Raw genomic sequence first — 13,630 nt, forward strand, 5'->3', positions numbered from 1 at the left:
CCGCGGCGGGCTGCTTGCCTCCCCCGATGCCCGGCCTGTACCTTCACATTCCCTTCTGCAAGCAGGCCTGCCACTACTGCGACTTCCACTTCAGCACCTCGCTGGGGCTGAAAAGCCGGCTGGTGGAGGCGCTGGTCCGGGAACTGGCGCTGCGGGCGGAGTACCTGGGGCCGGCGCCGGAGCTGGAAACCATCTACTTCGGCGGCGGCACGCCCTCGCTGCTCACGGCCGCCGAGCTGGACCAGCTGTTCGACGCCATCCACCGGAACTTCCGGGTGGCGCCGGCCGCGGAAATAACCCTGGAAGCCAACCCCGACGACCTCACGGCCGCCAAGCTGCGCGAGCTGGCGGCGTCGCCCATCAACCGCCTCAGCATCGGCCTGCAAAGCTTTCATGAGCCCCACCTGCGCCTGATGAACCGGGCCCACTCGGCCCCGGAGTCGGCGGCCAGCGTGCGGCGGGCCCAGGCGGCGGGCTTCGAGAATATCTCCATCGACCTGATCTACGGCGTGCCGGCCCCCGACCACGGCATCTGGGCGCGGGACCTGGAGCAGGCCTTTGCCCTGCAGGTGCCCCACCTGTCCTGCTACGCCCTCACCATCGAGCCCGATACGGTCTTCGGCCGCCGCCTGCGCAAAGGCACCTTCGTGGCCCCGCCCGACGAGTTTGTGGCCGCCCAGTTTGAAATGCTGCTCGCCGCGCTGCCCGCCCGGGGCTACGAGCAGTACGAAATATCGAACTTCTGCCGGCCCGGGCGCGAGTCGCGCCACAACGCCAACTACTGGCGCGGGGTGCCCTACCTGGGCGTGGGCCCCAGCGCCCACTCCTTCAACGGGCTGAGCCGCGAGTATGCCGTGGCCAGCAACCCGCAGTACGTGACGGCGGTGCTGGAGCAGGGGCAGGTGCCGGTTACCCACGAAATTCTTTCCGCCACCGACCGCGCCAACGAGTACCTGATGACCAGCCTGCGCACGGCCCGCGGCTGCGACCTGGCTTACCTGCGCGACGCGCTGGGCGTCGACTTGCCCGGCCAACGCGCTGAGTATCTGGGGGCGCTGCAGCAAAACGGCTGGGCTACGCTGGAGGGTGTCACGCTGCGCCTTACCGACCGGGGCAAGCTGCTGGCCGACCACATCACGCTGGAGCTGTTTTTGGCCGGCTGATTCCGCGGTCCTGCCGCTAGATGGAAGCGGTAGTTTTGCGTATGTTCAGGCAATGAAACGCCTGATTGACGCCCTCGCCGACGATGCCGACTTTTTCATCGAGCAAGTCCAGATTACGGCCATTGTCTTCGACAACACGGACGACGTGACGGTGTGGGCTACCACGTTTTTTGACGAAAGCCAGCATTTCTTCCACCTGGGCCTGCAGTTTCCGTCCCTCGACCTGCTGCTGCGCCTGGCGGGCCCCCGCGCCGAGGCGCTGCAGGAAGACGTGGCCGATGCCCTGGCTACCGTGACCGAGTGGCCCTGCCTGCTGGAATATACCACCGCCAAGAAGCCGCCGGTGCCGCTGCCGGGCGTGGCCATGAAGGTTTCCTGCACCTATCCCGCCGAAGACTTCGAGGACGACGATGACGAGGAAGGCAGCCCGGAGGACCTCTCGGAGCTGGATCCGGGCACTGAGGATGGGGAAGACGATGACGACGAAGAAGACTGCGAAGCCAGCGCCCCGCACAACATCTTCTACCTCGAAGGCGTGTTTCTGCGCATCGAGCCCTAGCCGTTCCGCTTTAAAAATATATGTGGCCACCAGTACTCTATTTGATTCCGGGACTTGGAGCCGATGAGCGGGTGTTTCGCGACCTGCTGCCCCGGCTGCGGGGCGAAACCCACGTAATGCCCTGGCTCACCCCGGCGCCGGCCGAAACGCTGCCCGGGTACGCGGCCCGGGTGGCCGAAGGAATTGCCCCGGGGCAGCCGTGTTTCGTCGTGGGGGTATCGTTCGGGGGCGTAGTCGCGCTGGAAATCGGGCGGCTGCGGCCCCACGCCACGGTTGTGCTGGTGTCCGGCATTCCGACGGCGGGGGCCTTGCCGCCGCTGCTTCGGCTGATGCGCGCCAGCGGCGTGTATAGGCGCGGGGCCGCCCCAGCTGCTCAAGCGGCTGCCCCGCGCCGGCCAGTGGTATTTCGGGATAAAAAACGGCGCCGACTACCAGCTGTTCAAGCAGATTCTGCAGGATACCGACCCCGCCTACGCCCGCTGGGCTATCTACCGGCTCCTGCACTGGGACAGCCGCGGCATCGGCGCCGCCATTCGGATTCACGGCACCCACGACCGGGTGCTGCCCCGGGGCGCCGCGCCCGTAGACTACCTGATTCAGGGCGGCACCCACTTCATGATTCTGAGCCGGGCGGAGGAAATCAGCCGGATTCTCAACGGGCTGGCGGAGGCAGAATAGCGGCGGCGCGTTTAGGAAGTTGAGCTGGCCGGCTGCTACCTTGGGCCCTGTTGCCCGTTGCTGCCTTTCGCTCGTCTGTCCGATGCTCGCTACCTACCCCCACCAAGACCGCGCCTTTTCCTTCGACCCCACCGCCCCGCTGGATATTTCGCTGCCGCTGGCCCCCGGCCCCGATCAGGTCAGCTGCTTCTGGGCCGAGCCGGTGCAGTTCGATACCATTCGGGTGGGCAGCTTTGTGGGCAGCGTGGCGCTGGGCGGCAGCACCAACTACCAGCGCGTCCACCTCACGCCCCACGGCAACGGTACCCACACCGAGTGCTACGGCCATATCAGTCCCGACCCGGCCGCCACCCTCAACCGCTGCCTGCGCCGCTTTCTGTTCGTGGCCCAGCTGGTGTCGGTGCTGCCGCGCCGCCAGCCCAACGGCGACCTGGTCGTGCTGCTGGCCGACGTACAGCCGCTGCTGGAGGCCGCCGGGGCCGCGCCGGAAGCCCTGATTCTGCGGACCCTGCCCAACGAGCTGGCCAAGCGCCACCGCCAGTATTCGGGCACCAACCCGACGTATGTCGAGCCGGCGCTGGCGCACTATCTGGTAGCCCAGCACATCCAGCACCTGCTCCTCGACCTGCCCAGCGTAGATCGGGAGGAGGACCAGGGCGCGCTGCTGGCCCACCACGCCTTCTGGCAGTACCCTCAGGCCCCGCGCACGGCCGCCACCATCACCGAGCTTGTCTTCGTGCCCGACGGCGTGGCAGACGGCCTGTACCTGCTTAATCTGCAGGTCACCAGTCTGGAGCTGGATGCCAGCCCCAGCAAGCCCGTGCTGTACGCGCTGAGTTAGCCCCGCATCCGTCCGGGCCAATGCAAAAAGGGACCGTCCTTGCGGAGGGTCCCTTTCCGGTGCACAAACGGCTTGGGAAAGCCGGGTGAACTTTAAAACTAAGCGGCGGCGGCTTCAGCCACCGGCACTACCGTCACGAACGAACGGTCTTTGCGGCCCTTGCGGAACTGCACGCGGCCGTCGACCATGGCAAACAGCGTGTGGTCCTTGCCGATACCCACGTTCTGGCCGGGGTGGTGCTTGGTGCCGCGCTGACGCACGATGATGTTGCCGGCAATGATTTCTTGACCGCCGAAGATCTTCACGCCCAGGCGCTTAGAATGAGATTCGCGGCCGTTGTTGGAGCTACCTACGCCTTTCTTGTGTGCCATATTGTTTGAGCTTCAGGCCGACAGCTATAAGCTGCAAGCTGTGTGTTGGAAGGGATAAGCCCGGCAAATTGAATCAAAAGCTTGCAGCTTGCAGCTGACAGCTTGCAGCTCAATAATTAGCCGATGCTGTTGATCATTACTTTGGTGAACTGCTGACGGTGGCCGTTCAGCTTCTTGTAGCCCTTGCGGCGCTTCTTCTTGAATACCAATACCTTGTCGCCCTTTACGTGCGACAGGATGGTGCCCATTACGGCTACGTCCAGCAGGGGCGAGCCAATGGTGATGGTCCCGTCACTGTCGGTCATCATGGCTTTCCCCAGCTCCACCGTATCGCCGACGTTGCCAGCCAAGCGGTGAGCGTATACAAATTTATTGGCTTCGACCTTGGTCTGCTTCCCGGCTATGTTGACAATTGCGTACATCGGCGTCTTCGCGTTTTCTGAAAATTGGAAGGCAAAAGTAGAAGTATCCTTTCACAAAACCAAACCTAACTCACTAATCATCATCTACTCGGCGGCAGAACGGCCCTGATGCCCCCGTAAGCGCCGGTAATTCTTTACTCATGAAGGACGCCCGAACGGGCCCGCGCATAGCATTTTTGTGGATAAGTCAAATTGTCCACAGTTAAAATGTGGATAACTTTTGTAAATCAGCGGTTTCTGGGCGGATTTCGGCCGGTTTTAGCCACCGCCAGGCAACCCGGTAACAGCAGCGCCGGGACCGGGCATACAGAAAAATTAACACAGAAAAAACGGCCAGCCGGGGCTGGGTTCCCGAACGTCAGGTTTATATTTGATGCTCCGGCCACCGGTTTTTTCCCGGGCCGGGAGCGCCAAACATTTCCTGGCGCCCCGGGTTCCGAAGCCACTGCTTCCGTCCGGATGCCGGTTATTTTAAGCTTACTTTTCTTCCTCGCCTATGGAACCGCTGCTCACCGAAAACCCCAACCGCTTCGTTCTTTTTCCGATTCAGAACAACGACGTGTGGCAGTTCTACAAGAAGGCGGAAGCCTCGTTCTGGACCGCCGAGGAAATCGACCTGAGCCAGGACCAGAAGGACTGGGACAACCTCAACGACGGCGAGCGGCACTTCATCAGCCACGTGCTGGCCTTCTTTGCGGCCTCCGACGGCATCGTGAACGAGAACCTGGCCGTCAACTTCATGCAGGAGGTGCAGATGCCCGAGGCGCGCTGCTTCTACGGCTTCCAGATCATGATGGAAAACATCCATTCGGAAACCTACTCCCTGCTGATCGACACCTACATCAAAGACCCCAAGGAGAAGGACCGCCTCTTCAACGCGCTGGAAACCGTGCCCTGCGTGAAGAAGAAGGGCGAGTGGGCCCTGAAGTGGATCAACTCCGAGGACTTTGCCGAGCGCATCATTGCCTTTGCCGCCGTGGAAGGCATCTTCTTCTCCGGCTCGTTCTGCTCGATCTTCTGGCTCAAGAAGCGCGGCCTGATGCCGGGCCTGACGTTTTCCAACGAGCTGATTTCGCGCGATGAGGGCCTGCACTGCGACTTCGCCTGCCTGCTCTACAGCTACCTGCAAAACAAGCTGCCCGAGGAGCGCGTGCATGCCATCATCCGCGACGCGGTGAGCATCGAGCAGGAGTTCGTGACCGACGCGCTGCCCGTGAACCTGATCGGGATGAACTCGGTGACCATGTCGCAGTACATCGAGTTTGTGGCCGACCGCCTGCTGCAGAGCCTGGGCTACAGCAAGATCTACAACTCCAGCAACCCCTTCGACTTCATGGAAATGATTTCGCTGCAGGGCAAAACCAACTTCTTCGAGAAGCGCGTGGCCGAGTACCAGAAAGCCGGCGTGATGAGCGAGCGGACCGAAAATGCCTTCTCGCTCGACGAGGACTTTTGAGCCCACGCCGGTCTTGGGCGTTGAAAATCAGCGGGAGCCGGTCGTAGGACGGGCTCCCGCTATTCGTTTAGTATAGCTAGTATAGCAAATTACTTTATTTGGGCGCCTGCAATAGCGGCCGGACTGTAGCGATTCCTGCGGATATCCAACCCAAATCGGACCCTTATCCATCTACTACCCACTGTGCAAAAAAACGCTTCCATCCTTGCCGCGCTGCTACTCACCGGCCATCTGCTGGTGGCTCAGGGCAAAGCCGTAAACCTGAATCAGCGGGCAGCCGACGCCTACAGCGCAAAAAACTACCGGCAGTCGGGTGAATTCTACGACCAGGCTTTTCGACAGCCGCAGGCCCAACTTTCCAGCGCCGAACTCTACAACGCGGCCTGCAGCTGGGCGCGGGCCGGCGAGGCTACCAAGGCCTTCCAGTACCTGGATCGGGCCACCACGGCGGGCTGGGAAAACGTGGGCCACGTGAAGCAGGACACCGACCTGACCACCCTCCACGCCGATAAGCGCTGGCAGCCCATGCTCATGAAGCTGGAGGCTGCCGTTGGCCAGGATGGAGGCCGGCTACAACAAGCCCCTCAAGCAGCAGCTCGACTCCATCTACGCCTCCGACCAGGGCGGGCGCGTGAAGTATGATGCCGTTGAGAAGCAATACGGCGTGAAATCGCCGCAGATGAAGGCGTTGTGGAAGGAGATGGAGGAAACAGACGCCCGTAATCTGAAGATAATAACTGCGCTGCTGGACCAGTACGGCTGGCCGACGAAAGCCCAGGTTGGCAAAATGGGTAATGAAACGGTTTTCCTGGTCATTCAGCACTCCAACCTGCCGGCCATGGAAAAGTATTTCCCAATGGCCAAACAAGCGGCTGAGCGCGGCGACCTGTCCAGATCGGCGCTGGCGCTACTACAGGACCGGATTTTGGTAGGCCAAGGTAAACCCCAGATTTATGGCAGCCAACTCCACACCGACCCGGTAACCAACAAAACCGTTTTCTCGCCCATCGAAGACGAAGCCCACGTGGACGAGCGCCGGGCCGCCCTTGGTATGGAGCCGCTGGCTACCTACGCCAAGCGGTTTGGGCTGGAGTACACGGGCCTGACTCAAACCAAGTAAGCCTGCCTAACCAGGCCACCTCACTCCGCCCGCGCTGTCAGCCGCGGGCGTCTTGCTTTCCGGGGCCACCCGCCTACCACTTTTCCCCAAAACCCGCAACCTCATTTCGCCTTCTTACCATAGGCTGGCGGCTATTCCCTTTAGCAATCAAAACCCCTCATACCGTGTGGTTCCGGGCTTTGTGGAAAACTTCTAAACTTTTGGTTTGTCGTACCCGACGGAAGCGGATATCTTCCGCATCAAGAACGCCGGAATGGCTCCCGGCGCCCCACTTTTCGAACGTAGTACCGCCCGTTTTCAGCCCGGCTCATCTGCAAAGAGAGCCGGGCTTGATTTTGCCGGATTTGCGGCCTGAATACGCAGGGGTTAAGTTTGCCGCAACAACCAGCTGCCCGCAGGATACTGGCTGGGCGTCCGATAGGCCCGGGCGGTAATGCGCGCTGCGTTCTGGGCAAGCCGTTCTATTTCAAGTTTACTGGTTGCGGCCTACTACTACTACTACGCCAGGGGCGGCCGGGCTTTTTTGTGTTACCTCTTTTTTTGTCCTCAATGCAATTTTTTACACACGGATTGGCCGGCCTCCGAATCGCTCTTTGCGCGGGCTTCCTGCTCCCGGGCGCACCGTCCTGGGCCCAAACTGCTCCGGGCTGGACGCTGGCCAGGCGGCTGACCAGTGGCGGCATCGACCCCACGCGGGATGGTGGCTCGGCCGACGGTATCCGGGTCGATGCCGGCGGCAACATGTACGTGGTGGGCGACTTTCACGGCACTCTGGACGTAGGCGGCACGGTCCTGTCGTCGCCGGACGGCTACGACAGCTACCTGGCAAAGTACAGCCCCAGTGGCACCCTGCTCTGGGCCAAGCACTTGAACGGCGCCAACTACGAAACCGTGGCGCCCGCCGTAGCGCTGGATGCCGGCGGCAACGCCTACCTGACCGGCTCCTTCTACGGGTCTGTCAGCGTCGGGGGCATCACGCTTACGGACCCTACCTACACCCCTGGGGGCACCCAGCTGAACGGCTACGTGGCGAAGTTCAGCCCCACGGGGGCCCTACTCTGGGCCCAGCGCCTGGGCGCGGCCACTGGTAGCAGCGGCAGCGCCGGCGGTAGTGGCATCGCCGTGGATGCCGCGGGCAACGTAGTGCTGGGCGGGTGGTTTTCCGGGTCCGTGACGATAGGTACTACCACGCTCACCAGCACCTTGTACGTCGACGCCAACGGCTCCTATCCCAGCCAGGATATTCTGCTGGCCAAGCTCGACCCCCAGGGTACGGTGCTGTGGGCGCGCCACGATGGCGGCCAGGGCGGCGAAGGCCCCTCGGACCTGAGCGTCGATGCCAGCAACAACATCTACGTCGGCGGCAGCTACGGCGGCGATGCCACCTTTGGCACGATAATCCTGCCGGGTACGCTCTACAAGACCGAGGGATTTGTGGCCAAGTACAGCGCGGCCGGTACCCCCCAATGGGCTACCGGCATGCCCCCGGCTATTGCCGGCCTGAGAGAGAACATTGTGCGGCACCTGAGCGCCGACCCGGCCGGCAACGTAAGCCTGATCGGCAATGGCGAAGAGCGGCCCCCGGCCGGCCCCTCTAATTTCCGGTCCTTTGTAGCGCGCTACACTCCCCAGGGCGCTCTGGCGTGGAGCTTCCTTTCCAGCCCCTCCGAGGATAGCTACAACGTTGGTATCGTGACGGATGCCGCGGGCAACAGCTACCTCGATCAGGCCTTCATGGGCAGCATCACGCTGGCCGGCGTCACCCTGACCGGCTCCGCGCCTACGGCCGTCAACCTTTGCGTTATTGCCCTGACGCCCCAGGGCACGCTCCGCTGGAGCCTGCGCAACGACAGTGGCGAGATGGGCGGCAGCGGCATTGGCCTCGACCCGAGTGGTCAGGTCTATATTGCCGGGGTCGCCGTGGGGCCGGTGCAGCTCGGCAGCTTCCTGCTGGCCGCCAACAGTGCCACCTATGAGCCTTTCATTGCCCGGCTGACGTCGGGAATAACGGCCGCCAAGCCCGGCCAGGTGCTGCCGGCCCTGGCGGTGTATCCCAACCCCACCGACGCTACGACGACGGTAAGCCTGCCGTCCCAGCCCCACGTGGGCTACGTAGTAATGCGCGACCTGGCCGGCCGCCTCGTGCAGCAGGTTGCTTTTGCCGCTGCCGCTACCAAAGTCCCTCTTCCCCTGGCAGGGGTAGCGGCGGGGCTCTACACGGTGCAGGTCGTGACGGCAGCGGGCTTCAGCCCGCTGGCGCGCCTGGTGGTGCAGTAGCCGGCGGTTGTGGGTTTACGCACGGAAATTCTACCAACGGTTCAAGCCCGGGCTAACGACGCCATTTTGCTCCACCTGGGCTCCTGGCTCGACGAAAAACGCGGTGCTGCTATCCAGGCCGAGTATGGCTTCGCGACCTATTGCTTCGTGCAGGAAGCCTACCGCTTCTCCGTCGACTACCCGGTTGATTGGTCAGTGACAACCTACTCTGAAGCCATAGCCAGCGTATAACAGGCCCTGCGGGTAGCGTATCCGTTTCTCAAGCAGGAAAGCATTCGTAGGTTGAGCAGCTGCTTTAGCTACGCCTGGAAGTAGCCCTGCTCCTGAATAGCCCAAAAGCCCCCGCAGAAGGTCGGGGGCTTTTTGCGTGTATCACCTCGGCGGCAACTCCGATACTATCAAATTTGCGGCAGAACCTCAACCCTATTTGCGGGTTCATTTTGGGGTCGTACAGCTCACTGCCAATTCCAAAAAAGGGCCTGAACCGCACCGTTTTAGCCTAATGTGGAAAACTTCTAAACGTTAGGCTTGTCGTACCCGGCAGAAGCGGATATCTTCCGCATCAAGAATGCCGGAATGGCTCCCGGCGCCCCGCTTTTCGAACTAGTGCCCGCCCGTTCCCGGCGTGGCGTTTCCATACTCCCAACCAACCCAACCTCGCACGCTCATGCTGGTAATCAAACGCGACGGCCGCCGCGAATCCGTGAAATTCGACAAAGTCACGGCGCGCATCGAAAAGCTCTGCTACGGGCTCAACCAGAACTTCATCTCCCCGATTGAGGTCGCCAAGAAGGTGATTGATGGCATCTACGACGGCGTGACCACGGTGGAGCTCGACAACCTGGCCGCCGAAACCGCCGCCTCGCTCACCACCAAGCACCCCGACTACGCCATCCTGGCCGCCCGCATTGCCGTCAGCAACCTGCACAAGGTCACCTCCAAGTCGTTCAGCAGCACCATGAAGCGGCTCTATACCTACGAGGACCCCAAGAATGGCGACAATGCCTCGCTACTGGCTACCGACGTGTGGGAGGTGATCCATAAGAATGCCGCCACCCTGGACTCGGCCATCATCTACGACCGCGACTACAACTACGACTTCTTCGGCTTCAAGACCCTGGAGCGCTCCTACCTGCTGCGCCTGGAGGGCAAGGTGGTGGAGCGGCCGCAGCACATGCTGATGCGCGTGTCGGTGGGCATCCACAAGGACGACATCGACTCGGTTATCAAAACCTACAACCTGCTCAGTGAGCGGTGGTTTACCCACGCCACGCCCACGCTGTTCAACGCCGGCACGCCCAAGCCGCAGATGTCGTCGTGCTTCCTGCTCACGATGAAGGACGACTCGATTGACGGGATTTATGACACGCTGAAGAACTGCGCGCTGATTTCGCAGTCGGCCGGCGGCATCGGGCTTTCGGTGAGCAACGTGCGGGCCACGGGCTCCTACATCAAGGGCACGAATGGCAACTCCAACGGGCTGGTGCCCATGCTGAAGGTGTTCAACGACACGGCCCGCTACGTGGACCAGGGCGGCGGCAAGCGCAAGGGCGCTTTCGCCATTTACCTGGAGCCCTGGCACGCCGACATTTTCGAATTCCTGGACCTGAAGAAGAACCACGGCAAGGAGGAAATGCGCGCCCGTGACCTGTTTTACGCCCTCTGGACGCCCGACTTGTTTATGAAGCGCGTGGAGGAAAACGGCGACTGGACGCTGATGTGCCCCCACGAGTGCCCCGGCATGGAGAACAGCTGGGGTCCGGAATTCGAGAAGCTGTATATGAAGTATGAGCGCGAGGGCCGGGGCCGCAAAACCATCAAGGCGCAGGAGCTGTGGTTCGCCATCCTGGAAAGCCAGACCGAGACGGGCACGCCCTACATGCTGTTCAAGGACGCCGCCAACGGCAAATCCAACCAGCAGAACCTGGGCACGATTAAGTCGAGCAACCTCTGCACCGAGATTATTGAGTACACCGACGCCGACGAAATTGCGGTCTGCAACCTGGCCTCGCTGGCCCTGCCCCGCTACCTCGTGACCGACGCCAAGGGTAACACCACCTTCGACCACCAGAAGCTGTACGAGGTGACCTACCAGGCCACGCTGAACCTGAACAAGGTGATTGACGTGAACTACTACCCGGTGCCCGAAACGCAGAAGTCGAACTTCCGCCACCGCCCCATCGGGCTGGGCGTGCAGGGGCTGGCCGATACGTTCATTGCCCTGCGCATGCCCTTCGAGAGCGACGAAGCCTCGGGCCTGAACAAGGACATCTTCGAAACCATCTACTTCGCGGCCATGACGGCCTCGAAGGACCTCGCCATCAAGGACGGGGCCTACGAAACCTTCCCTGGCTCGCCCCTGAGCCAGGGCAAGTTCCAGTTCGACCTCTGGAACGTGACGCCCGACTCGGGCCGCTGGGACTGGGAGAGCCTGCGCGCCGAGGTGGTGAAGCACGGGGCCCGCAACTCGCTGCTGGTGGCGCCCATGCCCACGGCCAGCACCGCCCAGATTCTGGGCAACAACGAGTCGTTTGAGCCCTACACGAGCAACATCTACGTGCGCCGCGTGCTCTCAGGCGAGTTTATGGTGGTCAACAAGCACCTGCTGAAGGACCTGGTGGCCCTGGGCCTCTGGAACGACGCCATGAAGCAGGAAATCATCGCCGCCAACGGCTCGGTGCAGGGCATTGCCCGCATCCCGCAGCACATCAAGGACCTGTACAAGACGGTGTGGGAGATTTCGCAGCGCCGCATCATCGACCAGGCCGCCGACCGCGGGGCCTACATCTGCCAGAGCCAGAGCCTGAACCTGCACGTGCTGAACGTGAACTTCGGCAAGCTCACCAGCATGCACTTCCACAGCTGGAAGCGCGGCCTGAAAACCGGCATGTACTACCTGCGCACCAAAGCCGCCGCCGACGCCATCAAGTTCACGGTGGAAAAGCAAGCCGCCGAAACCCTGGAGCCCATGGCCCTGGTGGAGCAGAACCAATCCGACATGAGCTGCTCGCTGGATAACCCGGAAGGGTGCGAGGCGTGTGGGTCGTAAGTTTCATAAGGGAGAGGGTTGACCTCTTCCTTATTTTTTAACCTCACCACATGTTTTCAGCTATATAATCATGCTTACCCCAAAATGGAATGCCGGCCTGATAGGTCCACATTTGGAAATGGCCGCTTACGATGGGACCGATTACTTGCGAGTAAAAGCAGGTCCAGGTACAGGAAAAACTTACGCTCTTATGCGTCGAGTAACTCGGCTGTTGGAAGAAGGAGTAGACCCCAAGACAATTTTGGCTGTCTCTTTTACCAGAACAGCAGCACAAGACCTTATTACAAAGCTGCAAGAGTTAGATGCCCCAGGTGCAGAGCTAGTAAATGCCTGTACTCTACATAGCTTGGCATTTCGTATCCTCAACAAAAAAGCTGTTTTTGAGGCATTGAACCGCAATTCAAGGCCGATGATGGATTTTGAAGTTGAGTGTTTGATAGCGGATTTGGCGTATTCCTTCGATGGTATCGATAAGACGAGAGACTTATTAGAATCCTTTGAAAGCTACTGGGCCACTTTACAGAGTGAAGACCCTAATCCATCTGATGACCCAACCGAACAACGATTCGAAATCGCATTGGAAAGGTGGCTCCGTTATCATCAATCGATGCTTATTGGCGAGGTGGTTGTTTTAGCACTCCGCTACTTAAAAACCAATCCTGCTGCTGCGGAAGCTCTTGGCTACGCTCATGTTCTGGTAGATGAATACCAAGACCTAAACCGCGCTGACCAAGAACTGATAGAAATATTAGCTAGTGACGGTGCATTGACTGCCATCGGAGATGAAGACCAATCAATATACAGCTTTCGTCACGCTCATCCCGAGGCTATAACGGGGTTCGATGATGTACATCCCGAAACTCATGATGTAGAGCTATTAGAGTGCAGAAGGTGCCCTAAGAAGGTGCTCAAGATGGCCAACGCTTTAATACTCCATAACGAGAGAGGCAATGATGCAATCCTACTGCCGTTCGCAACTAATCCAGAAGGCGATGTTCACATTGTGCAGCATGAATCAGACTCGCATGAGGTTAGCCTTACTGCTGCTTACATCAAATGGTACTTGGCAGAAAATCCGGACGTAAATCCTGGCGAAGTCTTAATCCTATCTCCGCGTAAGCAGTCCGGATATGCATTGCGAAATATGCTTAACGGAACGGGTGTGCCTGCTCAAAGCTTTTTTGCGGAAGACTGCTTGAATACTGAAATTGCTAAGCAAGGCTTCAGCATCCTTAGCCTTTTGGTAGACCCAAACGATAGAACGGCCCTACGAGCTTGGTTGGGTATTGATAGACCAGACAAACGTGTTGCGCCCTATAGAAGCTTGGTGGCAGAAGCTAAAGCCGCAGGGATTAGCCCCAAAGAGTTTCTTGACTTGGTACTTGCAGAAGAGGCAAAAGCACCTCGTTACTGCACCGAGTTGATAGAGCGTTATAAACTACTCTTAGGCCATCTGGATACATGCAGCAAGCTAACCCCTAGCCAAATCGTGGACCATTGCTGGCCTGATAGAAACGAGGAATGCGAATCTGTGAGGACTATTGCCCTAGATGCTTTAATTGATGGAGACGAGGTATCTACTTTTAGAGAAAAGACTTGTTCCTAAATAGCCTCTTTCTTTTTAGTCAGATGCCAATTCCAGATTCCACAAGCTACGGCCATGATTCGGTCGTTAAAAGAGGCGGATTTGTTGC

Annotated in this window: 12 protein-coding genes; 10 read left to right on the plus strand and 2 right to left on the minus strand. The window is 60.0% G+C overall.

What is annotated here, in order from left to right; genetic code table 11:
• The first annotated feature begins 26 nt into the window (after positions 1 to 26).
• From hemW to ABD842_RS11980, 4 genes are read left to right on the plus strand one after another with little or no spacing between them, the layout of a single operon-like run.
• A complete protein-coding gene (hemW, locus tag ABD842_RS11970) occupies positions 27 to 1,163 on the plus strand; it encodes a radical SAM family heme chaperone HemW (protein WP_345113960.1) in 1,137 nt (378 codons plus the stop codon).
• Positions 1,164 to 1,215: 52 nt separating this feature from the next.
• A complete protein-coding gene (locus tag ABD842_RS11975; RefSeq protein WP_345113962.1) occupies positions 1,216 to 1,722 on the plus strand; it encodes a hypothetical protein in 507 nt (168 codons plus the stop codon).
• Between the two features lie 20 nt (positions 1,723 to 1,742).
• Positions 1,743 to 2,423, plus strand: coding sequence for an alpha/beta fold hydrolase (locus ABD842_RS21190; protein WP_425553184.1), 681 nt, complete (start codon positions 1,743 to 1,745; stop codon positions 2,421 to 2,423).
• Positions 2,424 to 2,482: 59 nt separating this feature from the next.
• Positions 2,483 to 3,241, plus strand: coding sequence for a cyclase family protein (locus tag ABD842_RS11980; protein WP_345113964.1), 759 nt, complete (start codon positions 2,483 to 2,485; stop codon positions 3,239 to 3,241).
• A 98-nt stretch (positions 3,242 to 3,339) separates the two neighbouring features.
• Here ABD842_RS11980 and rpmA read toward each other — a convergent pair whose 3' ends face one another.
• Complete coding sequence (gene rpmA, locus ABD842_RS11985) at positions 3,340 to 3,612, minus strand: 50S ribosomal protein L27 (RefSeq protein WP_345113966.1); 273 nt, start codon at positions 3,610 to 3,612, stop codon at positions 3,340 to 3,342.
• A gap of 116 nt (positions 3,613 to 3,728) precedes the next feature.
• The gene (gene rplU, locus ABD842_RS11990) at positions 3,729 to 4,034 is read right to left on the minus strand and encodes a 50S ribosomal protein L21 (protein WP_345113968.1); all 306 of its coding nucleotides are present in this window, start codon (positions 4,032 to 4,034) and stop codon (positions 3,729 to 3,731) included.
• A gap of 496 nt (positions 4,035 to 4,530) precedes the next feature.
• Between rplU and ABD842_RS11995 the strand changes: the two genes are divergently transcribed.
• The 6 genes from ABD842_RS11995 to ABD842_RS12020 all read left to right on the plus strand — a co-directional run bounded on the left by ABD842_RS11995 (position 4,531) and on the right by ABD842_RS12020 (position 13,542).
• On the plus strand, positions 4,531 to 5,490 hold the full coding sequence (locus ABD842_RS11995; RefSeq protein WP_345113971.1) for a ribonucleoside-diphosphate reductase small subunit: 960 nt from the start codon (positions 4,531 to 4,533) through the stop codon (positions 5,488 to 5,490).
• Positions 5,491 to 5,673: 183 nt separating this feature from the next.
• The gene (locus tag ABD842_RS12000; protein ID WP_345113974.1) at positions 5,674 to 6,132 is read left to right on the plus strand and encodes a TPR end-of-group domain-containing protein; all 459 of its coding nucleotides are present in this window, start codon (positions 5,674 to 5,676) and stop codon (positions 6,130 to 6,132) included.
• Entirely contained in the window at positions 6,050 to 6,610 is a 561-nt protein-coding gene (locus ABD842_RS12005; RefSeq protein WP_345113977.1) for a DUF6624 domain-containing protein, read from the plus strand. Before ABD842_RS12000 ends, ABD842_RS12005 begins: the two co-directional genes overlap by 83 nt.
• A 570-nt stretch (positions 6,611 to 7,180) precedes the next feature.
• Positions 7,181 to 8,887: a T9SS type A sorting domain-containing protein gene (locus ABD842_RS12010; RefSeq protein ID WP_345113980.1), complete on the plus strand. Its 1,707-nt coding sequence runs from the start codon at positions 7,181 to 7,183 to the stop codon at positions 8,885 to 8,887.
• Positions 8,888 to 9,554: 667 nt separating this feature from the next.
• On the plus strand, positions 9,555 to 11,936 hold the full coding sequence (locus tag ABD842_RS12015) for a ribonucleoside-diphosphate reductase subunit alpha (protein WP_345113983.1): 2,382 nt from the start codon (positions 9,555 to 9,557) through the stop codon (positions 11,934 to 11,936).
• 70 nt (positions 11,937 to 12,006) lie between these two features.
• Positions 12,007 to 13,542, plus strand: coding sequence for a UvrD-helicase domain-containing protein (locus tag ABD842_RS12020; protein ID WP_345113986.1), 1,536 nt, complete (start codon positions 12,007 to 12,009; stop codon positions 13,540 to 13,542).
• The last annotated feature ends 88 nt before the right edge of the window (positions 13,543 to 13,630 follow it).

The organism is Hymenobacter algoricola (assembly GCF_039539525.1).
GTDB classification, from domain to species: Bacteria; Bacteroidota; Bacteroidia; order Cytophagales; family Hymenobacteraceae; genus Hymenobacter; species Hymenobacter algoricola.